The following is a 25,526-nucleotide window of genomic DNA, read 5'->3' as shown; positions in this document are numbered from 1 at the left end:
CCTAGTGATTGAAAGGAGGAAGAGTATGTCTAATTTTGATCAGATTTATGACGGTGTAATTCCAGAAGGCAAGGAACCGAAAAAACTATTTAAACAAACCTATGACGGTGCTGTGATTGCCACCAGTTATGCCGAAATTCTCTTAACCCAAGCACTGAAGAAGTATGGTCCGGACAAACCGGTACAATATCCCGACACCGCTTATTATCTTCCTGTCATCCGCTGCTTAAGCGGAGAATCGGTGACCAAACTGGGTGAACTGCCCGCGATCTTAAACAAAAAGAGAGATCAGATTAAGGAAGAGCTGACCTTTGAAAATGCCAGATTGGCCGGGGAAGCTACCGTATATGCGGCGGAAATTATCGAAGCCCTGCGGTATATTGAGGGAAATCCTTATCAAGAACCCTGGACCGGATTTATTGGGGACCCGGTCGTAAGAAAATACGGAATTAAGATGGTAGACTGGACCATTCCCGGTGAAGCCGTGATCATTGGCCGGGCCAAGACGCCTGAACTGGCTAAGAAAATTGTCACCGACCTTCAGAGTAAAGGGATGATGCTGTTCCTGAGTGATGAAATTATCGAACAGCTGATGGAAGTAAACGTAAAACTTGGCTTGGATTATATTGCTTATCCTCTGGGCAACTTTACCCAGGTTGTCCATGCAGCCAACTATGCGCTGCGCGCCGGTATGATGTTCGGGGGCATTACGCCTGGACTTACCGATGAGCAGAGAGATTATCAAAGACGGCGCGTGATGGCTTTCGTCCTGCACCTGGGTGAAAGAGACGAAGTGAAAACCGCCGCTGAAATGGGCTGTATTTATGTAGGTTTCCCGGTGATCACCGATCAGCCTCTCGCGGAAGATGAAATTATTCCGGATTGGTATATTTCCGAGCCTGATTACGACAAAATAATAAAGATGGCCATGGAAATCCGGGGCATTAAAATGACCAATATCGAGATTGACATTCCCATCAACCACGGACCTGCTTTTGAAGGAGAAACCATTCGTAAAGCGGACACCTATGTGGAAATGGGCGGCGGCAAGACCGAAGCCTTCGAATTGGTGAGAATGGTTGGTCCGGACGAAATTGAAGACGGCAAAATCACTGTGATTGGGCCGGAACTGGACAGCCTGAAAGAAGGGGATAAGGTACCCTTCGGTTTGGTGATTGATATTTATGGACGTAAGATGCAAGATGACTTTGAAGGCGTGCTGGAGCGTCGTGTGCATTACTTCGTCAACTACGGGGAAGGCTTGTGGCACGTGGCGCAGAGAGATTTGTGCTGGCTGCGCATTAGTAAAGAAGCAGCTGCAAAGGGCTTCTTGTTTAAACACTACGGAGAGTTGCTGATTGCTAAGTATAAGGCAGAATTCCCCGCCATTGTGGACCGGGTACAGATCACCATTTATACCGATCCCGAACTGGTTGCAGAGAAGCATAAAATTGCCAGACAAGTGTATACCAAACGTGATGACCGCATGCGCTCTCTGACAGACAATTCCACAGATACCTTCTATTCTTGTCTGCTCTGTCAGTCATTTGCGCCTAACCACGTCTGTATCGTAACACCGGAACGGGTTGGTCTGTGCGGTGCCGTCAGCTGGCTGGATGCGAAGGCGTCCTATGAAATTAACCCCAAAGGACCTAACCAGCCCATTATAAAAGGTCCTGCGATTGACGAATTGAAAGGTATGTGGCAGAGCTGTAACGATTACTTCTATACCGCATCCAACCGGACTCTGGAAGAAGTTAACCTATACACCATGATGGATCGTCCCATGACTTCCTGCGGTTGCTTTGAAGCCATTATGGCTATTGTACCGGAAGCAAACGGCATCATGATTACGACCCGTGAGCATACCGGGATGACTCCCTGCGGCATGACCTTCTCCACCTTGGCCGGCTCCTGCGGCGGGGGCGTGCAGACGCCTGGTTTTATGGGTATTGGCCGCAGTTATTTGATCAGTAAGAAATTTATTCCTGCTGACGGCGGCTTAGGCAGAATTGTTTGGATGCCGAAAGAATTGAAAGAGTTCTTGAGAGAGGACTTCGTCCGGAGAAGTGTGGAAGAAGGCTTAGGCGAAGATTTTATCGATAAGATCGCCGACGAAACCGTGGGCACCACGGTAGAGGATATTTTACCCTTCCTGGAAGAGAAAGGCCATCCGGCATTAGCCATGGATTTCATGCTGTAATTTGGCCAAATCCGGCGGGAGATTTTCTCCCGCTGGATTTAATAAATTCACGAAAAAAGAAAGGAGTTGTGTTGAATGGGCTTAACAGGTTTAGCGATTTTTAAAGAGCTTCCTAAAAAGAACTGTGGGGAATGTGGAGTTCCCACCTGTCTGGCATTTGCTATGGCATTAGCAGCAGGAAAAGCCACATTGGAAACTTGTCCTTACGTAACTGAGGCAGCAAAAGAGGCATTAGGATCTGCTTCTGCTCCTCCCATTAAATTAGTGAAGGTTGGTGCGGGGGACAGCAAGGTGGTTGAACTGGGTGACGAAACTGTCATGTTCCGTCATGACAAAACTTTCTATCATCCTACCGGGATTGCCTTTGAAGTAGAAGATACTTTAGATGAGGCAGCCTTAACGGAAAAAATTGCCCAGATTAACGATTTAGAATTTGACCGGGTTGGTCTGCACTATACCGTTGATATGGTAGCAATTAAAAATGCTTCCGGTAATGCGGATACCTTTGCCGGTGCCGTGAAAAAAGTAGCTGAAGCGAGTAAATTAGCCCTTGTCCTCATGTCCGATGATTCTGCGGCCATGGAGAAGGCTTTGGAAACTGTAACTGCCCGTAAACCTTTGATTTATGCCGCCACCACCGACAATTTCGAAGCCATGACTGCTCTAGCAAAGAAATATGAAGCACCTTTGGCCGTGAAAGGCGCTAACCTTGATGAATTGGAAGATGTAGTAAATAAAGTTGTTGCCCTGGGTCATAAAGATCTGGTTCTTGATCCTGGCAGCAGAAAGACCGTAGATGTCTTAGCAGACCTTACCCAATTAAGAAGAATGACCATTAAGAAGAAATTCCGTCCTTTCGGCTATCCTGTGATGGCTTTCACCACGGAAACCGACCCCATGGACGAAGCTATGCAGGCCCAAGTTTATATTTCTAAGTATGCCAGCATGATCGTGTTGAAAACCGTGGAAAAACAATTCGTGATGCCGATTCTCTCCTGGAGACAAAATATCTATACCGACCCGCAGAAACCGATTCAAGTGGAATCCAAGATTTATGAAGTGGGCGCGGTAAACGAGAATTCTCCCGTCTATATTACCACCAACTTCTCACTTTCCTACTACAGTGTAGAAGGGGAAGTAGAAGCCAGTAAGATTCCTTCCTATATTATTCCCATTGATACCGACGGCACATCTGTTTTAACGGCTTGGGCGGCCGGTAAGTTCGGCGGGGACAAAATTGCGGAAGTGATGAAGAGCCTTGGTATTGAACAGAAAGTCAGTCACCGGAATGTGGTCATCCCCGGTTATGTTGCCGTCATTGCTGCGAAATTGAAGGAAGATTCCGGGTGGAACGTGATGGTGGGACCGAGAGAAGCAGCCGGTATTTCCCCCTTTGCCCGGGCTAATTTCTCATAAGGTGAACTAAATGGAAAAATATTCTGTGGTTTTATTACCGGACCATTTAAAAATCGAGGTGGAGGCCGGCACCACTTTGCTGGAAGCGGCACGGCAGGCAGGGATTCATGTAAAGAGCACCTGTGGAGGAAAAGGAACCTGCGGAAAGTGTACCGTGAAAGTGATGGAAGGAAAAGTGTCCGGCGGTCACGGAAACATTCCCGCCCAGCTTAGGGAAGAGGGTTTCATTTTGGCTTGTACCGCTGTGATTGAAAGCGATGTACAAGTGGAAATCCCGGAGGAATTCCGCTTGCATGAGCATCAGGTACTGTTGGAAGAAAATGGCGAAGGGGTTTTGGCTGAAGGGAAACTTGACATTTTAGGAGAGTACCCCCTCAATCCTTTGGCGGAAAAGTTTTATATTGAACTATCCCCTCCCAACTTGACGGAAAATATCAGTGATTATTCCCGGTTGATCACAGAATTAAAGAAACATGTACCTGCAAACTGGTTGAATATTTCCAATGATGTGTTGAAAACACTGCCGGATATTTTACGGGCCGGCGATTGGAAGGTTACAGTGACTGTGGCATTTTACGAAGGCGGGGGAGAGATCGTTCGGATCACGCCGGGTAAAGATGACTTTCCGGCTTATGGGATTGCCGTTGATGCAGGGACGACCACCGTTGTTGTGGCTTTGATTGATTTGGCTACCGGCGCGGTTTTGGCAAAACAGGGTACATATAACCGGCAGGCGGATTATGGGGATGATGTGATTTCCCGCATTATCTATGCGGATGAGTTCCATGGATTGGAAAAGCTACAGCAGGTTGTCATTGAAACGGTGAATGATTTGCTGGATAAAATATTTGCCCAGTACCATGTCAGTATTGAAGAAATACCGGTGGTCGTTGTGGCTGGGAACACTACCATGACCCACCTGTTTCTGGGCATTAACCCCAAATATATCCGGCTGGAGCCTTATATTCCCGCAGCCGCTCAATACCCGGTGGTCAAAGCCAAAGAAATTGGTTTAAAAATTAATCCTCAGGGTTTGGTATTTAATTTTCCTTCCGTGGCAAGCTACGTGGGAGGAGACATTGTCTCCGGCGCCCTGGTGGCTGAATTGGATAAGAGAGAAGAAATTACTCTTTTTATCGACATTGGCACCAACGGGGAAATGGTGTTGGGAAATAAGGACTGGTTGATGTGCTGTGCCTGTTCGGCGGGACCGGCCTTTGAAGGGGGCGGCATTACCCACGGCATGCGGGCTATGCCCGGGGCTATTGAAAGGGTGAACATTAACCGGAAAACATTTAAAGTCAAGTTCCAAACCGTGGGAGACTTGCCCCCCGTGGGAATTTGCGGTTCCGGGTTAATTGACTGTCTGGCCAAATTAAGGGTAGCGGGTATTATTGACCGTTCCGGTAAGATTCAGGATGTGGATACACCCAGGATCAGAAAGGGCGATGACGGGCCCGAGTTTATTCTGGCTTTTGCGGAAGAATCCGGAATTGATCAGGATATTGTGATCACGGAAAGTGATATTAAAAATTTGATCCGGGCCAAAGGAGCCATTTTTGCCGGGGTAAGAATTATGCTCACGATGGCGGATCTTCCCGTGGAGGCCATTGACCGGATTTTGATTGCCGGCGGGTTCGGGAATTACTTGAATGTTCCTGATTCCATCCGTATTGGCCTTTTGCCCGATCTTCCCCGTGACAAGTTTGATTTTATCGGCAACAGTTCCTTAAAAGGGGCCCATCTCGCTTTATTATCACGGGAAGCTTTTGGCTTTGCCGATGATTTGGGGCGCAGCATGACTTACCTGGAACTATCCTTGGGCAATGCTTTTATGGACGAATACGTTTCCGCCTTGTTCTTACCGCATACGGATTTGTCCCTGTTTCCTTCCGTGAAAGAATGATTTCGAAAGGTGGTAGGTAGAGATGGCAAAGCATATCGCAGTGGTTGGAAAAGGAGGGACCGGGAAAACGACGTTTTCTGCGTTGACGGCCCGGTATCTCGTGGAAAAGGATCGGGGGTCCGTTTTAGCAGTGGACGCCGATCCCAATGCTAATTTAAATGAAGCATTAGGCATGGGCATTACCACCACTATTTCGCAATTGATTGAGCAGACGAAGGACCCGAAAGCACTTCCGGTGGGCATGACAAAGGAAACCTTTATTGAATACAAGCTGCAGCAGTCTTTGGTAGAAACCCAGAAAGTGGACCTTCTGGTGATGGGAGGCCCTCAGGGCCCAGGGTGCTACTGTTACCCCAATGATTTACTGCGCAAATATATGGAACGCCTGGAGCAAGGATATGATTATCTGGTCATAGACAATGAAGCCGGGATGGAACATATCAGCCGGAGAACCATTCAGGATGTAGATCACCTGTTTTTGATCAGCGATGCTTCCGTGCGCGGGATTCGTACGGCGGGGCGTCTCGCTGACCTGGTCAAGGCCCTGAAAACCACCGTACGTCAGATGTACCTGGTGGTAACCAAAGGAACGCCGGATATCATGGGAGGTCTTGAGCCTGCTATTGTGGAAACCGGTTTGAACATGATCGGGTGGGTACCCTATGATGAAATGGTGCTGCAGTTTGATGTAGAAGGAAAACCGCTGTTTCAGCTTCCGGCTGAATCATCGGCCGTGAAAGCTGTTTACGACATATTGAGAAAAGCAGGAATTTAATCGTGGAATTTGAGAATTGGAAAGGAGCGATCGATAAATGGCTGTTCAGGTTTTAAAAGAAAGATATGCCAGCCAGGTGGGCACAGTAGTTTTAGGTGCCACCAAGGAGAAAGGGGGAACCCGGTCCGTAAGTCTAACAGTTGGTGGAGAATCCGCTTTACCGTTCCAGCATTATGAAGGAACCATTCCCAACCGTCCCATCGTGGCCATGGAGGTTGTGGATGTAGAGCCCAATTGGCCGCAGCCTTTGAAGGATGCCCTTGGCGATGTGGTGAAAGATGCCGTTGCCTGGGCGAAAAAATGCGTTGATGAGTGGGGCGCTGATGCCATCTACGTGAAACTGGAGGGTGCAGACCCGGACGGAGCGAACAAATCTCCTGAAGAATGTGCCAAAGCTGTGAAAGATATTTTAGGGGCTGTAGGCGTTCCTTTGATCGTGGTCGGCTGCGGTGATGCAGAGAAAGACCATGAAGTACTGGTAAAGGTTGCCGAAGAAACCGCCGGGGAAAAATTGCTCCTGGGCGTAGCCGAACAGGAAAACTATAAGTCGCTGGTTGCTGCTTGCTTAGGAAGCGGGCATTCCATTATTGCCCGGTCGCCTCTTGATATTAACATCTGCAAACAGTTAAACATTTTGATTACGGAAATGAACATGCCTGCGGACAGAATCGTCATTGACCCCATGATCGCCGGTCTCGGTTATGGAATCGAATACGGTTATTCCATTATGGAACGTGGCCGCATGGGCGCTCTGCAAGGGGATAAAATGCTTGCCATGCCCTTAATCTGTACCGCTGGTTTTGAATCCTGGAGAGCGAAAGAAGCTTGGGCCAGTGAAGCGGATTTCCCGGGTTGGGGAGCCCAGGCGGAAAGAGGCCCTGTTTGGGAAGCCATGACTGCCGGCGCTTTAATGCAGGCAGGGGGAAATATCTTTGTGATGAGACATCCCCAAGCGGTAAAAGTGCTCAAGAAGAATATTGAACAGTTAATGGAAACAAAATAAATAAAAATAAGGAGGTTTGACCGCATGATTATTATCGGTGAAAGAATTAACGGGATGTTCAAAGACATCGGCCAGGCTGTAGCAGAAAAGAACCCCAAACCCCTCCAAGAGTGGGCCATCAAACAAAAAGAGGGCGGTGCGCACTACCTGGATATTAATACCGGACCGGCTTGTGAAGACCGGGTTGCCGGTATGAAGTGGATGGTGGAAGTGGTTCAGGAAGTCAGCGATCTTCCCCTGGTACTGGATTCCACCAACTACGATGCCATTGAAGCCAGCTTAGAATTATGCAAAAGACCTGCCATGATCAACTCCTGCCCTGCTGAACGGCCGAAGATTGAAAGAGTCTTCCCCATGGCAGTGAAACATAATGCCAAAGTGATCGGTTTGACCATGAATGAAAAGGGTATTCCCAAGAATGCGGAAAACCGTGTGGCGTTGGCCATGGAACTGGTTGCTGCTGCCGATGAATTCGGCCTTCCCATGGAAGACCTGTTTATTGACCCGCTGATTCTTCCGGTAAATGTTGCTCAAGACCATGTTCCCGAGGTTCTGGAAGCCATCCGTCAGGTAAAACTACTCGCTGATCCGGCTCCTAAGACTGTGCTTGGACTAAGTAACGTTTCCCAGAAATCTCCTGACCGACCGTTGCTCAATCGAGTCTATTTGGCGATGGGTGCTGCGTGCGGATTGGATGCCGTAATTGCTGATGCCAATGACGATGCCTTAATGGAAACAGCCGCATCTACGGAAGTTCTCCTGAACCTGAGCATCTACTGTGATTCCTATGTTAAAGTGTTTAGAACCAGATAAATTCAAAAAAAAATTCCTTGTCTGAACAGGACAAGGAATTTTTTTTTTTTGATATTGACAAAATAATTAATTTTTTGCAACAAATTGGCATGTTAAAGTAGGACAAGAATATGATAAAATGAAAAAAAGAGACAATGTTATTCTGTTTGGGCGAGGAGGAAATAAAGTGGAAAACCGATTTAAAGAATCATTACTGAATCCCAATACCATGTCGGTTACCTGGGAATTGGTGCCGGGGAGAGGAGCCCGGGAAAAATCTCAGGAAAGTGCTTTGGAGGCGGCGGAGCAGGCTGCCAAAGGGGGAAAGATCCATGCCCTGACGATTACGGACAACCCCGGAGGCAATCCGGCCATGCTGGCTGATTACTTGGGCGAAGAAATACTAAAAAGGGGGATTGAACCCCTGGTACATTTCACTTGCAAAGATAAAAACCGCAACCAAATGGAAAGCCAGCTATATGCCTTAGACCGGGCCCAGGTCAGAAGCCTTCTGGTAATGACGGGAGATTATCCTGTCACCGGCTTTCAAGGGCGGCCGAAACCCGTATTTGATATTGATCCCACCCATGCCTTGGAGCTGATCGGTGAAATGAACCAGGGCCTGGAATACCCCGGACTGAAAGGGACCGTGAAGCACCAAGCCAGCGACTTCTTCGCCGGGGCTGCCGTATCGCCCTTTAAGGCGCATGAGGCGGAACAAATGGTGCAATATTATAAACTGAAGAAAAAGGTGGCGTCAGGCGCCCAGTTCATCGTTCCCCAGCTGGGATACGATGCCCGTAAATTCCATGAATTAATTCAGTTCATGAGACAGAATAACCTAAATGTTCCTGTCGTAGGCAACATCTATATTCTGCCCTATGGAGCAGGGAAACTGATGAATGAAAACAAAGTACCGGGCTGTGTGGTTACCAACAAGCTCCTGGCAGAATTAGACCGGGAGCGGACATTGGCGGACAAGGGAGTCGAGGCACGGCTTCTTCGGGCGGCCAAAATGTATGCCTTCATGAAAGGGATGGGTTTCAACGGCGTACACATCGGCGGCCATGGCATCAAATATGCCCAAGTAGAATATATCATTGAAAAAGGGGAAGAGCTGAGCGCCAATTGGATGGATCTGGTCCATGAGTTTGACTATCCCATGGACAATGGTTTTTACTATTATCAGAAAGATGAAAAAACCGGCCTAAACAGCGAAATACCCACAGAAAGAAAAGGACGCCCCCTGGATACAAAGGTGGAATTTATTTACCGGGTGTCCCGGGTGTTCCACAGCCTGGTTTTTGAGCCGCATAAAAATTTCTTTGGCCTGATGAAAGGAATTTCCAAGTTCGTAGAGGGGAAGAAGATTGAAAAATGCTACCACTTCCTTGAACACATGGCGAAAGTGACTCTTTATGACTGTAAGGACTGTGGAGACTGCGCCCTGATCGACCTGGCCTATGCCTGTCCCATGTCCCAGTGCCCGAAAAACCAGCGCAACGGGGCCTGCGGCGGGAGCTACAACGGCTGGTGTGAGGTTCATCCGGAGAAAAAGAAATGTGTCTACGTCCGCGCGTATGCCCGTTTGAAGGATTACGGCCATGAAAGCCAGCTAGACTCCTACCATGTGTCACCATGCAACTGGGATTTGTACCAGACTTCTTCCTGGATCAACTTCTATTTGGGTAAGGACCATTCCGCAGAGCGGCTGGGCTTGAATAAAGACAGCAAAAAAGTGGACGCCGGGGGAAAGGCGGTAGGGAAGTAATCAGGAAGCATTGACACCAATAAAAATAAATGTTAAGATAACTGCAATTATATACTGTGAACTCTATGATAGGGAAAAGTAAGACGCTGTCAGCACTTATAGAGAGCCGGTGGTGGTGGAAATCCGGCAGGCCCAGTATCTGAACAGCCACCCTGGAGAGGGGGAATGAACGGTAAAAAACCAATTAGTTCCTTCCGGGAAATGGTCCGTTATCCTGCTAAGTGCATCGTATTTTAACCTGACTAACTTGGCTTACTCTGTATTCGCAGTTCTAAGGTTTGGTAAAAAGCAACCAAACCAAGAACTTGCTTCAGTCTCCCGCCATCAGCGGTCAGGGGACACACCTCTCTTAGGAATGTCCCCAAATATGCGGGAATCAAACGCCAACTAAGTCATGCATTTGCAGTTCTAAAATTCAGATGGAGTAAAAGAATCTCCATCTGAATTAAGAGCTTGCTTTAATCATGATACGGTGAATTAGGGTGGTACCACGAGAATAAGCCTCTCGTCCCTTTATGGGATGAGGGGTTTTTTATTTGAAAAAGGGAGGTTATGCAGAGATGAGAAACAAAATATTAAAACTTTTGGCGTGCAACAGCCGGATGCCCTTGGACCAGATAGCGGTGATGCTGGATACGACCGTTGAGGAAGTGGAGGGCATCATCAAAGAGTTGGAGGAAGAAAAGATCATTTTAAAATATTCCACCGTGATCAACTGGGAAAAAGCCGGTGCGGAAACCGCCGTGGCGATTATCGACGTGAAAGTATCGCCCCAGCGGGAGGTAGGATTTGATGCCGTGGCCCAGAGAATCTATCGGTTTCCCGAGGTGCGTTCCGTGTCTCTGATGTCGGGTGACTATGATCTCTCGGTGTCGATCGAAGGAAAAAGTATGAAAGATGTGGCGCTGTTTGTAGCGCAAAAGCTGGCCACCATTGAACATGTATTAAGTACGAGAACCCATTTTATCTTAAAGAGATATAAAATGGCCGGTGTGATTTTTGAAGATGCGGAAGAAGACCGAAGAGAGGTGGTAACCCCATGACCTTTATCCCTCAGAATTATATCACTCCTACCGTGAAGAATCTTCCTCCCTCCGGGATCAGAAAATTTTTTGATTTGGTGTCCGGAGCAAAAGACATTATTTCTTTGGGTGTTGGGGAGCCTGATTTTGTTTCCCCCTGGCATGTCCGGGAAGCCTGCGTCTATTCCTTAGAAAAGGGCTATACCATGTATACGTCCAATTTTGGCTTGCCGGAACTGCGTTCCGCCATTGCCAAATACCTGGATAAGCGATTTGACGTCTTGTATGACGACAAAAAAGAAATTATCGTCACCGTGGGCGCCAGTGAAGCGGTGGATATGGCCTTGCGCACGATTTGTTCCCCAGGAGACGAAATATTGATTCCGGAACCCTGCTATGTGTCCTATAAGCCCTGTGTGGTATTGGCGGGAGCGGTTCCTGTTGCCATCCCGACCTCTGATGTAGATGAGTTTAAGCTTACTCCAGAGGTGATTGAGACTTATATTACACCCAGGACAAAAGGGATTGTCATCAGCTATCCCAACAATCCCACCGGAGCGATCATGACCCGGGAAGAGTTGGCTGCCATCAGCAAGGTGTTGATAAAGCACAATCTGGTGGTGATATCGGATGAAATCTATGCGGAACTGACCTATGCGGGAACCCATACCTGTATTGCTTCCCTACCGGATATGAAGGACCGGACCATTTTAATCAGCGGGATGTCAAAGGCTTTTGCCATGACGGGATGGAGAATCGGCTATGTAGCGGCCCATGAGGATTTTATTCAAAACATGGTCAAAATACATCAGTATACCATGTTATGTGCACCGATTATGGGTCAAAAGGCAGCCATTGAAGCCTTTTCCTCCTGTTTCGACGAGGTTTCCCGGATGATAGAGGAATATGACCAAAGAAGGAGAATTATATTAAAAAGGATGCGCGACATGGGACTTTCTGTTGTAGAACCGAAGGGAGCATTTTATATTTTCCCGTCCATCAAAAACACCGGCCTAAGCTCTGAGGAATTTGCCGGTAGATTGCTGAAAGAGGGCAAGGTAGCAGTGGTGCCGGGAAGTGCTTTTGCCGAGTGCGGGGAAGGTTTCATCCGCTGCTCTTATGCTTCCTCAGTAAAGCAAATTATGGAGGCTATGGACAGAATGGAGCGCTTTGTTTCCAAGCTGATCAACTAGAGAAGGGGAGTGGAGACAATTAAGATTACTTTTTGCGGAGCTGCCCGAGTGGTGACCGGTTCCTGTTATTTACTGGAGCATGATCATGCCAGGTTCTTAGTAGATTGCGGGATGTTTCAGGGAAATAAGGTTTTAAAAGAACGCAATTACGGGGATTTTCCCTTCCATCCGGGGGATATTGATTTTGTACTGCTGACCCATGCCCATATTGACCACAGCGGTTTATTGCCCAAATTATACCAGCGGGGCTTTTCCGGTCCCACTTACGCCACAGGGGGTACGGTAGAATTATGTCAAGTGATGCTGCCGGACAGCGGGCATATTCAGGAGATGGAGGTAGAACGGAAAAACCGGAAGCTTCTCCGGGCGGGAAATAATGGGCTAGCCCCGATTTACACCGCATTGGAGGCGGAGGAATGTACAAAATTCTTCCGTAAAATGAATTATGATGAGGAATTTGAGCCTGCTCCCGGAATCCATGTGATCATGAGGGATGCCGGCCACATCCTGGGATCGGCGATGCTGGAAATATGGTTTACGGAACAGGGTAAAAAGACCAAAATTGTCTTTACCGGAGACCTGGGGAGAAGCGACCGTCCCATCGTGAAGGATCCCACGGTTATGGAGGCCGCAGATTATTTAGTAATGGAATCAACCTATGGCAACCGGTTTCATGAACAAATAGAGAATAACGAGGTGGCCTTTGCCGATGCCATTAATGCCACCTTTCGGCGGGGTGGTAACGTAATTATTCCGGCTTTTGCCGTAGACCGGACCCAGGATTTGCTGCTAACGCTGAACAGGATGATCGAAGAAGGCCAGATTGATCCCAAATCCATTTATGTGGACAGTCCTCTGGCGATTGCCGCGACTGAAATTTTTTGCAAACATCCCCAGTATTTTGATTCCGAGACCACAGAATTTATGGAGGAATATGGACAATGCCCGTTCCTGCTGCCCAATCTGAATTATTCCCGCACGTCGGAGGAATCCATGGCCTTAAACCAGATCAAACAAGGGGCGATTATTATCTCTGCCAGCGGCATGGCTGACGCCGGCCGGATTAAGCACCATTTAAAGCATAACTTATGGCGTCCGGAGTGTACGGTCATCTTTGTGGGATACCAGGCCGAAGGTACTTTAGGCCGCCGGATTGTAGACGGGGAGCGAAAGGTGAAAATTCACGGGGAAGAGATTGCCGTGCGTGCCAAAATTATGATGCTGGAAGGGTACTCGGCCCATGCGGACCAAAATGAACTTCTGCACTGGTTAGCAGGGTTCAAGAAGTTGCCGGAAAAAATATTTATTACCCATGGAGAAGAACTGGTCGCGGAGAGTTTCGCTCGTTTGGTTCAAGACCGTTTTCATGTGGAAACGCTTGTTCCCTGCATGGGAGAAGCCTTTGATTTAACAGCAAAACAATTTATTGAAGAAACCTGCCCGATCACACAGGAAATTCCGGATCATAGTGAAGAACTTTATCAACTGATCAATAGTCAGTTGGTAGCCCTGACACCCTTACTCTTCTGTTCCTTGTTCCCGCATCACTAGTTTCACGGCATGAATATCGATGGAGATCACGTTTAAAGAAGTCATATATTCTACATGCTTTTGGATGGTCTTCTGGGCCTGGACCATCACATCCGGTAAAAAGTAACCATAGACCAAAGAAACGTCTACATGGAGCGCAAGGCCTTGTTCGCTGTTTTCCACATTTGACCGCATCACACGGTCAATACCCGGAACATCCAGGCTGACGTATTTAATAATCTCGATAATCACGTAATTGGAGATATAAAATTTCCCCCAAAAATTAAAGGTAGGACGTACCACGGTCTGTTCCACCCACAAGTGTTTGGAGGTTAAAGGGCGGTTGCCGGGATTTCTTTTTCTGAAAAAGGAACGCAGAGGATCGATAATATTCCCGGAGAACCGCTGTTTTACTTCTACCGTGGGGGCGGGAACAACATGGGTGCCCAATTGTTCCCGGATTTGCCGGGCTTTTTTTATGCTTTCCGGGGAGACGATGTCGTCAATGTTGATCACGGTTTCCGGAAGGGGCAGCTCCAGGCGAAGGGCAATCTTTTCTACCATACTGGTGGACGTGCCCAAAATCAAAATGCGGGAGGGTTGGCTCTCGGCAATCTGATTTTTTACTTCCTCTGCATGGGCATCCTCCGTAAAAAGGGCTGTTTTGATCGCGCCCACCTTGGTGGGAGATCTTTTGGCGGAACTTCCTGCCAAGATCCGACTTCCTTGAATTAAAAGGCCGTCATCAATGATCATTTCCGCATGATACTCTTGGGCCACAAAGATGGCATGATGACTCTTTCCCGTACCGCTGGGGCCAATAAACGCCAATACCTGCATGGATTGATACATCCTTTTTTCGAATAGTTGAGAAAAAACCGGGCCGAATAAAATAAAATTATGTTGCAAGTGATGAAAAAGATTAATAATATTATTTTAGTATTGAGATATTATAGCATAATTTTCCCCTCAATTCTAATTTTAATCGTGGTAGAATAAATGTATTAACGTTAAACTGATTTGGGACAGGCAGATGATGATTAGGAGGCTGCTTTTGTGAAATCCATTATTGTTGGGGCAGGAAAAGTGGGGTACAGTATCGCCCAAATGCTTTCTTCCGAGGGGCACGATGTGATTGTGATTGAAATTGATCCCACCAGGCTGCATACTGTGGAAGAGCATTTAGATGTTCAGACCATCTGCGGGAACGGAGCCAATCCCTCTGTCTTGAAAGAGGCCGGGGTTGAGGAGTCGGATTTACTGGCTGCTGTTACGGAACTTGATGAATTGAATATTGTATCCTGTCTTTTGGCCAAGTCATTAGGGGTGAAACGGACCATCGCCCGCGTACGTGAGCCGGAATACGTGGACCTGGACCAGATGACACAGAAAAACGCCTTGGGAATTGATTTAATCATAAATCCGGAAAGGGTCACCGCACATGAAATTGCAAAATTGATCACCAAACCGGAAGCACAGATTGTAGAGTATTTTGCCGGGGGAAAAGTACAATTATTAGAACTTAAAATGATGGAAAATTCCCCTGTCTGTAATCTGGAATTAAAGTATTTAGAGTGCCCGCAACAGTTTTTGATCGCTGCCATTCTGCGCGAGGGAAAAGTGATTATTCCCCGGGGTAAAGACATGATTAAGGTAGGAGACATGATCTTTGTTCTAGCCCAGACGAAAGAAATGGGGGAAGTGGAGAGGTTTTTCGGCCAGCGCCGTACCAGGATGCAAAATGTGGTCATTCTGGGCGGGGGCAGAATAGGCTATTATCTTGCTCAGTTACTGGAACATAAACATATGAACGTGAAAATAATTGAGAAGGATTTCAACCAGTGTCAATTTATTGCCCAAAATTTACACCGCTGCCTGGTGATTCACGGCGACGGGACGGATCTCCAATTATTGGAGGATGAAAATGTGGGTGCCACGGATTTATTTGTTGCCGTGACCGGAGACGATAAGATCAATCTCCTGGTATCCTTGTTAGCAAAACACTTAGGCACCAAAAAAACGATTGCCCAAATTCGCCGGTCTGATTACACCCCTTTGGTGGAAAAGGTGGGCATTGACCGGGCCGTAAGTCCCAGAAAGTTGGCGGCCAGTGCCATTCTGCGTTTTGTCCGGAAAGGGAAAATTGTTTCCGTAACCTTGTTAAACGATGCCCAGGCAGAAATGATGGAGTTGATCGTTCCCGAATCATATCGATATGCGGGAAAATGCCTGAAGGATGTAGGATTCCCTTCCGGTGCCATTATCGGGGCTTTGGTGCAAGAAAATAAAATTATTATTCCCCGGGGTCGCGATATCGTCTGCCCGGGCGACCGGGTCATCGTATTTGCCCTGCCTAATTCTATTCAAAAGATCGAGCAATTTTTTTCGTAATACGGGGGGTCTTGTGTGCGCATCAGACTGGTTTTTTATCTCTTGGGCAAGCTGCTGCTGATTATAGGGGGATCGATGATTTTTCCCCTGGGATGGTCTGTTTATTACCGGGAACCGGATGCTTTGGCCATTTTATATGCTCTGGCGGTGACAATGGTTGTGGGCGGGCTGATGACATTTTTCCTGAAGTCCCGGGAAACCATTCGCCAACGGGAGGGTTTTGCCATTGTGAGCCTGGGCTGGATCTTTGCCTCTTTATTTGGGTCATTGCCTTATCTTTTTTCGGGAACCTTTGTGTCATTTACCGATGCTTTTTTTGAAACGATGTCGGGTTTTACAACCACCGGTGCCAGCGTTCTTACCAATATTGAAGTCCTACCCCACGGCATTCTTTTTTGGCGCAGTTTGACTCACTGGTTGGGGGGAATGGGCATCATGGTTCTGTTTGTCGCTCTGCTCTCCCAGTTAGGGGGCGGCGGGCTGCAAATGTTTAAAGCTGAATCCCCCGGACCGGTAGCGGAAAGAATAAAACCCCGCATTCAGGAAACGGCAAAGGCCCTGTGGCTTACTTATGTGATTCTGTCTTTGCTCCAAGTAATCCTTCTTTTGTTTGGCGGCATGAATCTTTTCGATGCCTTGTGCCACACCTTCGGAACCATGGCAACGGGAGGTTTTTCGACGAAAAATTTAAGTATCGGTTATTACCCTAGCCCTTATATTCAGTGGGTGATCACTATTTTTATGTTTGCTGCGGGGGCTAATTTTGCTCTTTACTACCAAATGGTGAAGAAAAGAACAAACAGTTTTTGGCAAAATGAAGAATTCCGCCTTTATTTATGGATTACTTTAGGGAGTATTTTATTCATTTGTGCCGATTTGGCCTTGAACCAGCCCTCGGGACTGGAGAAAACGGTACGTGATGCGGCCTTTCAGGTCGTTTCCATCATCACGACCACCGGGTATGCTACGGTAGATTTCGAAAAGTGGCCTACCTTTTCAAAAATAATTTTATTGATCACCATGTTTATCGGGGGATGTTCCGGGTCTACCGGCGGTGCGGTAAAAGTTGGGCGGATCTTAATTCTCTTAAAGCATACGTTTATTGAAATTCTTCGGTTAATCCATCCCCGGAGCGTGAAATGCCTGAAAATCGGGGACAAGACTGTTCCGGATGCCGTAGTGATCAATGTATTGCAGTTTTTCTTTTTGTATTTATTGATCTTTTTTTTAGGCACAGCGGTCATGGCTGCTTTCGGCTTGAATATGATTGAAGCTTTTAGTTCCGTTGCCACTACCCTGGGCAATGTGGGACCGGGATTTGGCCTGGTGGGTCCGATGGGAAATTTTGCGGCGATTCCGGAGGCAGGCAAGTGGTTTCTCAGTTTGTTCATGCTTTTGGGTCGTCTGGAAATATTTACGGTATTGGTTTTGTTTGTTCCAGAAGTGTGGAAGAGTTAATTTTAGTGACGTGAGGTGCGAATGATTTGACAGAAAACAAATGGGAAAAACGATTTTTATTTGATATTACCAGGGACAGTACACCCGTGCCCAATCTCCTGCTCAAGTATTTTCATCAGTTAGGTTTATCGGAAGGGGAATTCGTGTTTTTGCTGCAGATTTTTATGATGGGAAAAAACGGACTGCCATCGCCTCCTGAGATTTCTGAGATCCTTAGTCTGGAAGTTGCTGTGGTGAAACAAAATTTAGCCGCTTTGATCGAAAAAGGATTCATTGTTCCGGAAAACAGTATGGATGCGGAGAAGACTACTATTTCCCGGTATTATTTCGACGGTTTATATGACAAGTTGATGGATCTCTGGGCTTATGAAATGGCAGGAAAAACGGAAATTGCCGCCGGATCGGAGAAAAGCCGGGTGGTCTATGAACAGGAATTTGCCACCGTTTTTCGGGCCTTCGAAAAGGAATTTGGCCGGCCTTTATCTCCCATGGAAAACGAAAAAATAGCGGAATGGCTGGACGAGCTGGGATATTCCCCGGAAGTTGTTTTAGAATCTTTAAAAAGGGCGGTTTTACGGGGTGTCTATAATTTAAACTATATTGACAAAATTCTCTTAGAATGGAAAAAATCCAATGTGCGGACGGTAAACGAAGTATTAAACCATGAAAAAGGACGAATGGCGAAAGGAAAAAGTGCACCTAGGAAAATAACCGCGGGGAAAAATCACGCCAAAAACTTGGAAGACCTGTATGAACTGTAAAAGGTTGTGAGAGAGATGGAAAAAATATCTCAATATTTAAACAGGAATTTATTCCGGGTGGAACCGGATAAAACAGGGCGGGGAGAAGTAAAGTATCACTGCCCCTATTGTGAAGATAAAGGAGTTATTGTGCAAGGCGATGTAGCTTATCAGTGTCAATGTGTCAAACAGCAAGCCGCATTAAAAAAATTTGCCTCTGCCAACTTGATGCCCATGATGGCGTCCAATACTTTTGATAAGTTCAATTTAAAGTTTTATTCCCGTCATTTGCGTTTAGATCATGAAGGCCCTTCTTACCGGGCATTAGCTGAAAAAGCTCTCGACGGGGCCAAGGAGTTTGTCGCCCGGTATTTAGAGCAAAAGACAGGCCTTGGCATTCTTTTTGAAGGAAACGTAGGGAGTGGAAAATCTTTTTTAGCCGGCGCTATTACCAATGCCCTTTTAGAACATGAAAAGCAAGTGTTGTTTTTGGTGGTGCCTGATTTTTTGGATGATCTAAGGGCGACCTACCAAAAACAAGGGGAATTTAGTGAAGCGGATTTAATGGATGCCGCGCGAAGATCAGATGTTTTGGTGTTGGATGATCTGGGCGCTCATAATTTTACGGAGTGGACCCAAAATAAGATTTTTACTTTAATTAATTATCGAACGAACTACGGACTCCCTTGTGTGATTACAACAAATCTTTCCATCGGACAAATGAATGAAGTGATTGGAGAACGGACCGTTTCCCGAATTGTGGAAATATGTAAAATTTACCGGTTAAACGTAGAAGAAGATATCCGGGTTGCCATGCGTAAATTGTAGGTAAAAAATGATAATGGCGGTGAGACTATTAAAGCAGTATTTTTTGACTTTGATGATACCCTGGTTTATACGAATGTGATTTTTGATGATGTAAAATTAAAGTTTCTCCAAACCATGCAGGAATGGAATTTAGGAGATGGAAAAATCCTGGATACCTTAAATTATTATGACATTGAAAATGTGAAGAAGTGCGGGGGATTTGCCAAGGAATGTTTCCCCCAGGCCTTAGTCCAAACTTACCTCCATTATTGCGCACACAGGGGAGAAGCAGCTTGCCAAGAGAAAATGAAGGAAATGGAAGAGCTTGGCTGGAAAGCGCTGTATCAAAAACCGGAACTTTTAGAAGGGGCTGAAGAAGTCTTAGAAAGATTATCTTACTCCTATCAATTGTTTTTAATTACGAAAGGGGACCAGGAACTGCAAACTTTAAAGATATCCCAAAGCGGGTTAAAAGATTTTTTTACCCGGATTTATGTGGTATTAGAGAAAAATGATCATGTTTTCCGCGGTATTATGGAGCAGCATGCCATCTCCCCCAAGCAATCCTGGTCTGTGGGAAATAGCATTAAAGCAGATATTAACCCGGCTTTGCGGGCGGGGATGAATTGTATTCATGTCCTAACACCTTCTTGGGATTTTGAACATGAGGAATCCCAGGGGGAATACTATCAAGTAGACCACCTAAGAGAAATTATCAGCATCATTGAAGGGAAAAATGTCAATGCACGCTAAATAAGTAGCATCTTGGCAGTAAATATGCTATGATTTTGAACGGCACCATTGATAAAAAACAGTCGCTTAAAGGATTGTTTTTGTGAGGGGGACGTGTCTGTGGTTGTGAAAGTTGCACTCATTCAATTTAATATTGTGTCGGGAGACTTGGATCATAACCTCACCACGGTAACGGAACAGATTGAAATTGCCGCCCAAGGGCACGCGGATTTAATCCTGTTACCGGAATTATGGAACTGCGGATATGATCTGCTCCATTTGCCCCATTTGGCTCAAGGCCTGCAGGGTCCTACTGTGAGCACGATCAGGGAGCTGGCCAAGAAATATAAGTTGTTTATTTTTGCCGGCTCTATAGCGGAAAAAAAAGACGGCGTCTATTATAATACGACAGTGGCCATCGATCAAAAGGGTTCTATCGTGGGAAAATACCGCAAGATTCATTTGTTTTCTTTGGGTTTTGAGGAAGATAAATTTTTTTCCGGCGGTGAGGATTGGGGATTGGTGGAAACGCCCTGGGGTTTGGCGGGAATGATTATTTGTTATGATTTGAGATTCCCTGAATTAATGCGTAACCTGGCGTTGAGAGGAGCTAGGTTTATCGTTGTTCCAGCTCAATGGCCGGAGTCCAAGGTGGATCAATGGATTACTTTCTGTAAAGCCCGGGCCTTGGAAAATCAAGTCTATTTGTTTGGGACAAATTGCACCGGAACAGACCTGGAAATCCCTTATCCGGGGAAATCATTGATTGTTTCCCCATGGGGTGATGTGATCAAAGAAGGTACCAGCAATCAGGAAGTAGTCCTTGCTGACATCGATATGGACGAAGTGGATAAAGCCCGGGAGGCTCTGCCCGCCTTGTTCGAACGGCGCAGTATCTTGGATGAGATTGATAACAGTCAATTCTAGAAAATCCGGTTACCGGGGAAAGGTTTTACGGTTTGGTGATTGTAAAAATGCGGGAACTGCTGTCTGCGACTTACAGGGGAATCCTGTACACATAATAAAAAAAGCCTGAAAGGCTTTTTAAAAAAGATGGTGCGCTCGACAGGATTTGAACCTGCGACCTCCGGAATCGGAATCCGTCACTCTATCCACTGAGCTACGAGCGCAAATTACTGTTCACAGTTAATAATTTTAACGTAAATGAGGCATGAAGTCAAATGTAATTTCTGAGGAAATATCTGAAGGAGGACAGGGTTTTGGCTAATTTTAATCTTGATGTGACTTTAAAAAAATCTTTGGAAGAATTTAAGAGTAAAAGAGCCGAGGATATGGCCTGGAAAACAGGAACAGAGTATCGGGACGGAAAATTCTCTTTGACCTTTTTAAATTTACCCGTTGAGGTCACCTATCCTGAAGGAGTTGTGGTAAACAAAATTACCGGAGAAGAGATCGGGCTGATTGAAAGAATTCTGATCCTTCATTACTTTACCCATTCCGGAGGAAGTCCTATTCTGAACAAAAATATTACGTTTAAAGAGCTTCCGGGAGGGAATATTTATATTGATCCTTTTTCCAACCGGTGTATCAGACCGCTGATCCATGTTTTTGGGAAGGATTTGGATCGTTTCCGGTCTGCCGGAGAAAAGTTTGGCGGCGAGAAACAGGCCTTTGGCGATATCAGTTTCCGTTTCTATCCTTTGCCCCGGATTCCGGTGACCTTTGTTCTTTGGGGGGAAGATGAAGAGTTTCCCCCAAATGCCAACATTATTTTGGATGAATCGGCATCTGATTACCTGCCTACGGAAGACTATGCCTTTCTTTGCGGTATGCTGTTTGGCAAATTGAAAGGATGTCTCAGTAAATAATACACGGATACCAGGATCCGGGGAATGGCACTGGAGGAAGTGTTATTTTTCCCCGGTCCCCAGATCCCGAAAAAATATGGAGGTATGAAGCAATGGAATCAATGATTCGTGATGTCAATCTGGCGCCCGGCGGGCAGCTAAAATTAGATTGGGTGCAGGCGCATATGCCTTTACTTAATTTAATTCGGTCCGGTTTTGAAAGAGAAAAGCCATTTCAAGGGAAAAAAGTAACCATTTGCTTACATTTAGAGGCAAAAACCGGTTATTTAGCTACGGTGATGCAAGCTGGGGGGGCGGAGGTTTGTATGGTGGCAAGCAACCCTCTTTCTACCCAGGACGATGTGGTAGCCGCTTTGGTTAAGAATGGTATTCATGCCTGTGCCTGGTACAATGCCAGTGATGAAGAATATCACATGCATTTGAATCAGGCGTTGGATTTCCACCCAGACCTCATCATTGACGATGGAGGTGATTTGGTATCCCTGCTTCATTCCCATCGGGGGGATCAGACCAAAGAGATTATCGGCGGGTGCGAAGAGACGACAACCGGCATCCTTCGGCTGAGATCCATGGAAAAAAGTGATGCCCTGAGGTTTCCTATGATCGCGGTAAATGATGCCTACTCCAAATACCTGTTTGACAATCGCTATGGAACCGGCCAGTCGGTGTGGAACGGCATCAACCGGACGACAAACTTGGTCGTGGCAGGCAAAACGGTAGTAATTGCAGGATATGGATGGTGCGGGAAAGGTGTCGCCATGAGGGCAAAAGGATTAGGCGCCCGTGTGATTGTCACGGAGATTGATCCCATTAAGGCCATGGAAGCGATCATGGACGGCTTTTCCGTCATGACCATGGAGGAGGCTGCTCCCTTAGGGGACTTTTTCATCACGGTGACGGGAAATGTCAACGTGATTAGGAAAGAGCATCTGGCCGTCATCAAAGATCAGGCCCTTTTGGCCAATGCGGGGCATTTTGACGTAGAGATATCGAAAGGGGATTTAGGTGCAGTCGCGGTTTCCAAACGGACAGTGCGGAACAACATCGAAGAATACGTTCTGCCTGACGGCAGAAAAGTATATCTTTTGGCAGAGGGGCGGCTGGTGAATCTGGCCGCGGGGGACGGTCACCCGGCGGAAATCATGGATATGACCTTTGCTTTGCAGGCCCTGTCCTTAAAGTATGCCTATGAGAATCAGGGCCGTTTAGAAAATAAAGTATATCCGGTGCCGGAGGAAATCGATCAAAAAGTGGCCCGGATGAAGCTGGATACTTTGGATGTAAAGATCGACCGCCTTACAGAGGAGCAAAAAGAATATTTGGCCGGTTGGAGAAGTTAGCGAGGATGCGGAGCATAATACCTTGGTGTGCGCTTCCCGCATTTATTGGGGGATATGATACCCGGCTCCGGTTCCCGAAAAAAAGCCCCTAGGGCTTTTTTCATTTGGACAGACAAAGCAGGCTGGCTTATGTGCAATGATTCGGCAGCTTTGGTAAAAGCTCCCTGTAAAGCAAGCACATGAAATAGCCTTAAGTGTGTAAGTTCATAGCACATATTCCTCCCATTTTCGATTGCCATAGATAAAAAGGCCAATCAAGCTATGGTACCATTATACTATAACTTTAAGTTATGCTGGAATTAATTATTATAAATTGGAACTGTATAATTTTTAGACATATACTGTATATGCCGCAAAAAATACTTACGCAGATGGGAGAGAAGAGCTGCTTTTAAGAATAATTTGGGAATTCAGGGGAGAACCGGGAGTTTTGCAGATATTTTATTTGTTTACTTGTGCGAAAAAAGATATAATAGATTATGACCAGGTAATAATATTGGCAAAGCAAAATTGCCAAGTTTTCAGCTTTTTCTAATATTTGTGACGGTTGAAAACTATTTTAACATTGCATCTTTTTGCAGAAATATTGTACAAATTACAAATAGTGATACAATTACCTTAAAATATAAAATTGGAGGAAATATGATTTCATGACAGTTTAATATATTAAACTGTTGAAGCAAGTTCTTAATTCAGATGGAGATTGTTTGACTCCATCTAAATTTTAGAACTGCAAATACATGACTTAATTGGGCGTTGTCTCTCGCCGTTAGCGGTCAGGGGACACACTAATTGGGGATATTCCTCTGCAAGAGGTGTGTCCCTTGACCGCTACAGGAATGTCCTCAATGATGCGGGAGACCTACGCACAAATTAGTCAGGTGAAAGCCAAACAGGCACATTTATTATGCGAAGGGGGATTGCTTTCATGTCGGATTCAACCCAGGTGAAAGAACTTGAAGCAAGAAAGCAGGGATGGACAGAAAAAGTTGAAGCATCGTTAAAGAAAAGACCAGAAAGAAAAACGGAGTTTGCCACAGATTCCCAGATTACCATCGACCGCCTCTATACCCCGGCGGACCTGAATGAGTTTGAGTATGAGGAACAGCTGGGTTTCCCGGGAGAATACCCATTTACCCGGGGCGTGCAGCCTACCATGTACCGGGGAAGGCATTGGACCATGCGGCAGTACGCCGGTTTTGGGTCGGCAGAGGAAACCAATGAAAGGTTCAAATATTTGCTGCAACAAGGTCAGACCGGATTAAGCTGCGCTTTTGACCTGCCCACCCAGATCGGTTATGATTCAGACCAACCCTTATCCCGCGGTGAAGTGGGGAAGGTAGGGGTGGCCATAGATTCCTTAAAAGATATGGAGATTTTATTTGACGGTATTCCTCTGGACAAGGTGAGTACTTCCATGACGATTAATGCTCCCGCCTCGGTTTTACTGGCGATGTATATTGCGGTAGCTGAAAAGCAAGGGATTAGCCCGGATAAATTGTCCGGAACGATTCAAAACGATATCCTGAAGGAATATGTAGCCCGGGGAACCTATATCTTTCCTCCGGCAGAATCCATGCGCTTAATTACCAATATCTTTGCCTATTGTGCAAAGAGTGTTCCCAACTGGAATACCATTAGCATTTCCGGGTATCATATCCGTGAAGCCGGAGCAACTGCCGTACAGGAAATTGCTTTTACCCTTGCGGACGGCATAGCTTATGTAGATGCCGCCATCAAGGCCGGTTTGGATGTGGACCAGTTTGCCCCGCGCCTTTCTTTCTTTTTTAATGCCCATGTGAACTTTTCTGAAGAAATTGCCAAGTTTAGAGCTGCCCGCCGGATTTGGGCGAAAATTATGAAGGAGCGTTTTGGTGCGAAAGATGCGAAATCCATGATGCTCCGTTTTCATACCCAGACTGCGGGAAGTACGCTTACCGCCCAACAGCCCGATGTCAATATTATGCGGGTGGCATTCCAGGCCTTAAGCGCCGTATTAGGGGGAACCCAATCCTTACATACCAATTCCCGGGACGAGGCCTTAGCACTGCCTACAGAGCATTCTGTTTTGATTGCTTTACGGACCCAACAGGTCATCGGCTATGAGATCGGCGTAGCCGACACCGTTGATCCCTTAGGAGGATCCTACTTTATTGAAAAGCTTACCAATGAAATAGAAAGCAAGGTTTGGGAGTATATTCAAAAAATTGAGGATCTGGGCGGTGCGACGAAATCTATCGAACGGGGATATATGCAAAAAGAGATTCAGGAAAGCGCCTATCGTTATCAAAAGGCGGTGGAAAGCGGAAGTCAGGTAGTGATCGGTGTGAACAAGTTCCAAATGAAGAAAGAGCCTCCCCAAGAGTTGATGCGCGTTGATCCGGCCGTGGAACAACTACAGGTAGCTAAAACCCGGAAAGTACGGGAAGAACGAGACAACAAGGCTGTGGAAAAATGCTTAAGCAACCTGAAAGAGGCCGCAAAGACCGATGCCAATCTGATGCCACTCATGATTGACGCCGTGAAAGCATATGCTACCTTGGGCGAGATTTGTGACGTATTACGGGAAGTATTCGGTGAGTACCAGGCAGTAGCGACTATTTAAAGGAGGGATGAAG

General features: G+C 46.4%; 21 protein-coding genes, 1 tRNA gene and 1 other annotated feature. Of the genes, 19 read left to right on the top strand and 3 right to left on the bottom strand.

Features of this window, described 5'->3' with window-relative positions:
* The first annotated feature begins 25 nt into the window (after positions 1-25).
* The 10 genes from acsB (at position 26) to DCMF_RS05840 (ending at position 13,632) form a co-directional block, all read left to right on the top strand.
* A complete protein-coding gene (gene acsB / locus DCMF_RS05885; RefSeq protein WP_148133566.1) occupies positions 26-2,203 on the top strand; it encodes an acetyl-CoA decarbonylase/synthase complex subunit alpha/beta in 2,178 nt (725 codons plus the stop codon).
* A 75-nt stretch (positions 2,204-2,278) separates the two neighbouring features.
* Entirely contained in the window at positions 2,279-3,619 is a 1,341-nt protein-coding gene (gene acsC / locus DCMF_RS05880; RefSeq protein ID WP_148133565.1) for an acetyl-CoA decarbonylase/synthase complex subunit gamma, read from the top strand.
* A 10-nt stretch (positions 3,620-3,629) separates the two neighbouring features.
* Positions 3,630-5,525 (top strand): ASKHA domain-containing protein, encoded by a 1,896-nt coding sequence (locus DCMF_RS05875; protein WP_148133564.1) that lies wholly within the window; start codon positions 3,630-3,632, stop codon positions 5,523-5,525.
* Positions 5,526-5,547: 22 nt separating this feature from the next.
* Positions 5,548-6,300, top strand: a complete 753-nt coding sequence (locus tag DCMF_RS05870; protein WP_148133563.1) for an ATP-binding protein — start codon at positions 5,548-5,550, stop codon at positions 6,298-6,300.
* Between the two features lie 37 nt (positions 6,301-6,337).
* A complete protein-coding gene (gene cdhD / locus DCMF_RS05865) occupies positions 6,338-7,303 on the top strand; it encodes a CO dehydrogenase/acetyl-CoA synthase subunit delta (protein WP_148133562.1) in 966 nt (321 codons plus the stop codon).
* A 24-nt stretch (positions 7,304-7,327) separates the two neighbouring features.
* On the top strand, positions 7,328-8,116 hold the full coding sequence (locus tag DCMF_RS05860; RefSeq protein ID WP_148133561.1) for a methyltetrahydrofolate cobalamin methyltransferase: 789 nt from the start codon (positions 7,328-7,330) through the stop codon (positions 8,114-8,116).
* Positions 8,117-8,282: 166 nt separating this feature from the next.
* Positions 8,283-9,866 (top strand): methylenetetrahydrofolate reductase C-terminal domain-containing protein, encoded by a 1,584-nt coding sequence (locus DCMF_RS05855; protein WP_148133560.1) that lies wholly within the window; start codon positions 8,283-8,285, stop codon positions 9,864-9,866.
* Positions 9,867-9,922: 56 nt separating this feature from the next.
* Positions 9,923-10,382 (top strand) — a binding site (T-box leader).
* Positions 10,383-10,426: 44 nt separating this feature from the next.
* Positions 10,427-10,909 carry an Lrp/AsnC family transcriptional regulator gene (locus DCMF_RS05850; RefSeq protein WP_148133559.1) on the top strand — a complete coding sequence of 161 codons (483 nt, stop codon included), beginning with the start codon at positions 10,427-10,429 and terminating at the stop codon, positions 10,907-10,909.
* Complete coding sequence (locus DCMF_RS05845; RefSeq protein ID WP_148133558.1) at positions 10,906-12,081, top strand: aminotransferase class I/II-fold pyridoxal phosphate-dependent enzyme; 1,176 nt, start codon at positions 10,906-10,908, stop codon at positions 12,079-12,081. Before DCMF_RS05850 ends, DCMF_RS05845 begins: the two co-directional genes overlap by 4 nt.
* A gap of 9 nt (positions 12,082-12,090) precedes the next feature.
* Positions 12,091-13,632 (top strand): MBL fold metallo-hydrolase RNA specificity domain-containing protein, encoded by a 1,542-nt coding sequence (locus DCMF_RS05840; protein ID WP_236860200.1) that lies wholly within the window; start codon positions 12,091-12,093, stop codon positions 13,630-13,632.
* Here the strand turns inward: DCMF_RS05840 and DCMF_RS05835 are convergent.
* Positions 13,600-14,451: an Asp23/Gls24 family envelope stress response protein gene (locus DCMF_RS05835; RefSeq protein ID WP_148133557.1), complete on the bottom strand. Its 852-nt coding sequence runs from the start codon at positions 14,449-14,451 to the stop codon at positions 13,600-13,602. The genes DCMF_RS05840 and DCMF_RS05835 overlap by 33 nt on opposite strands.
* 216 nt (positions 14,452-14,667) lie before the next feature.
* Between DCMF_RS05835 and trkA the strand changes: the two genes are divergently transcribed.
* The 6 genes from trkA (at position 14,668) to DCMF_RS05805 (ending at position 20,666) form a co-directional block, all read left to right on the top strand.
* The gene (gene trkA / locus DCMF_RS05830; protein ID WP_148133556.1) at positions 14,668-16,002 is read left to right on the top strand and encodes a Trk system potassium transporter TrkA; all 1,335 of its coding nucleotides are present in this window, start codon (positions 14,668-14,670) and stop codon (positions 16,000-16,002) included.
* Positions 16,003-16,017: 15 nt separating this feature from the next.
* Positions 16,018-17,460: a TrkH family potassium uptake protein gene (locus DCMF_RS05825; protein WP_148133555.1), complete on the top strand. Its 1,443-nt coding sequence runs from the start codon at positions 16,018-16,020 to the stop codon at positions 17,458-17,460.
* A 26-nt stretch (positions 17,461-17,486) separates the two neighbouring features.
* Complete coding sequence (locus tag DCMF_RS05820) at positions 17,487-18,221, top strand: DnaD domain-containing protein (protein ID WP_148133554.1); 735 nt, start codon at positions 17,487-17,489, stop codon at positions 18,219-18,221.
* Positions 18,222-18,236: 15 nt separating this feature from the next.
* The gene (locus tag DCMF_RS05815; protein WP_148133553.1) at positions 18,237-19,028 is read left to right on the top strand and encodes an ATP-binding protein; all 792 of its coding nucleotides are present in this window, start codon (positions 18,237-18,239) and stop codon (positions 19,026-19,028) included.
* 27 nt (positions 19,029-19,055) lie between these two features.
* Positions 19,056-19,760 (top strand): HAD family hydrolase, encoded by a 705-nt coding sequence (locus DCMF_RS05810; RefSeq protein WP_148133552.1) that lies wholly within the window; start codon positions 19,056-19,058, stop codon positions 19,758-19,760.
* 99 nt (positions 19,761-19,859) lie between these two features.
* Entirely contained in the window at positions 19,860-20,666 is an 807-nt protein-coding gene (locus tag DCMF_RS05805; RefSeq protein ID WP_214659130.1) for a carbon-nitrogen family hydrolase, read from the top strand.
* A gap of 127 nt (positions 20,667-20,793) precedes the next feature.
* Here the strand turns inward: DCMF_RS05805 and DCMF_RS05800 are convergent.
* Positions 20,794-20,869: transfer RNA gene (locus DCMF_RS05800), tRNA-Arg, on the bottom strand.
* A gap of 90 nt (positions 20,870-20,959) precedes the next feature.
* Here DCMF_RS05800 and DCMF_RS05795 point away from each other — a divergent pair.
* Together DCMF_RS05795 and DCMF_RS05790 are read left to right on the top strand one after the other, a co-directional pair.
* Positions 20,960-21,568 carry a DUF3786 domain-containing protein gene (locus tag DCMF_RS05795; RefSeq protein WP_148133550.1) on the top strand — a complete coding sequence of 203 codons (609 nt, stop codon included), beginning with the start codon at positions 20,960-20,962 and terminating at the stop codon, positions 21,566-21,568.
* 92 nt (positions 21,569-21,660) lie between these two features.
* The gene (locus DCMF_RS05790) at positions 21,661-22,908 is read left to right on the top strand and encodes an adenosylhomocysteinase (RefSeq protein ID WP_148133549.1); all 1,248 of its coding nucleotides are present in this window, start codon (positions 21,661-21,663) and stop codon (positions 22,906-22,908) included.
* On the opposite strand, the gene DCMF_RS05785 is transcribed toward DCMF_RS05790, so the two are convergent.
* Positions 22,905-23,123, bottom strand: a complete 219-nt coding sequence (locus tag DCMF_RS05785; RefSeq protein ID WP_148133548.1) for a helix-turn-helix domain-containing protein — start codon at positions 23,121-23,123, stop codon at positions 22,905-22,907. The two genes, DCMF_RS05790 and DCMF_RS05785, sit on opposite strands and share 4 nt — an antisense overlap.
* 713 nt (positions 23,124-23,836) lie before the next feature.
* Here DCMF_RS05785 and DCMF_RS05780 point away from each other — a divergent pair.
* Positions 23,837-25,513 carry an acyl-CoA mutase large subunit family protein gene (locus DCMF_RS05780; RefSeq protein ID WP_148133547.1) on the top strand — a complete coding sequence of 559 codons (1,677 nt, stop codon included), beginning with the start codon at positions 23,837-23,839 and terminating at the stop codon, positions 25,511-25,513.
* Positions 25,514-25,526 lie beyond the last annotated feature (13 nt).

Origin of the sequence: Candidatus Formimonas warabiya (assembly GCF_002777255.1) — a bacterium.
GTDB classification, from domain to species: Bacteria; Bacillota; Dehalobacteriia; order Dehalobacteriales; family Dehalobacteriaceae; genus Formimonas; species Formimonas warabiya.
Note: the sequence above shows the minus strand (reverse complement) of the source record. Positions and strands in the feature narration are given on the sequence as shown.

What these genes read in the sequence shown, in the direction of transcription:
- DCMF_RS05790 (WP_148133549.1), top strand. Translation starts at nt 21,661, where the DNA reads ATGGAATCAATGATTCGTGATGTCAATCTGGCGCCCGGCGGGCAGCTA.
- DCMF_RS05780 (WP_148133547.1), top strand. Translation starts at nt 23,837, where the DNA reads ATGTCGGATTCAACCCAGGTGAAAGAACTTGAAGCAAGAAAGCAGGGA.
- acsB (WP_148133566.1), top strand. Translation starts at nt 26, where the DNA reads ATGTCTAATTTTGATCAGATTTATGACGGTGTAATTCCAGAAGGCAAG.
- DCMF_RS05850 (WP_148133559.1), top strand. Translation starts at nt 10,427, where the DNA reads ATGAGAAACAAAATATTAAAACTTTTGGCGTGCAACAGCCGGATGCCC.
- DCMF_RS05845 (WP_148133558.1), top strand. Translation starts at nt 10,906, where the DNA reads ATGACCTTTATCCCTCAGAATTATATCACTCCTACCGTGAAGAATCTT.
- DCMF_RS05860 (WP_148133561.1), top strand. Translation starts at nt 7,328, where the DNA reads ATGATTATTATCGGTGAAAGAATTAACGGGATGTTCAAAGACATCGGC.
- DCMF_RS05870 (WP_148133563.1), top strand. Translation starts at nt 5,548, where the DNA reads ATGGCAAAGCATATCGCAGTGGTTGGAAAAGGAGGGACCGGGAAAACG.
- acsC (WP_148133565.1), top strand. Translation starts at nt 2,279, where the DNA reads ATGGGCTTAACAGGTTTAGCGATTTTTAAAGAGCTTCCTAAAAAGAAC.
- DCMF_RS05875 (WP_148133564.1), top strand. Translation starts at nt 3,630, where the DNA reads ATGGAAAAATATTCTGTGGTTTTATTACCGGACCATTTAAAAATCGAG.
- DCMF_RS05815 (WP_148133553.1), top strand. Translation starts at nt 18,237, where the DNA reads ATGGAAAAAATATCTCAATATTTAAACAGGAATTTATTCCGGGTGGAA.
- DCMF_RS05785 (WP_148133548.1), bottom strand. Translation starts at nt 23,123, where the DNA reads ATGTGCTATGAACTTACACACTTAAGGCTATTTCATGTGCTTGCTTTA.
- DCMF_RS05835 (WP_148133557.1), bottom strand. Translation starts at nt 14,451, where the DNA reads ATGCAGGTATTGGCGTTTATTGGCCCCAGCGGTACGGGAAAGAGTCAT.
- cdhD (WP_148133562.1), top strand. Translation starts at nt 6,338, where the DNA reads ATGGCTGTTCAGGTTTTAAAAGAAAGATATGCCAGCCAGGTGGGCACA.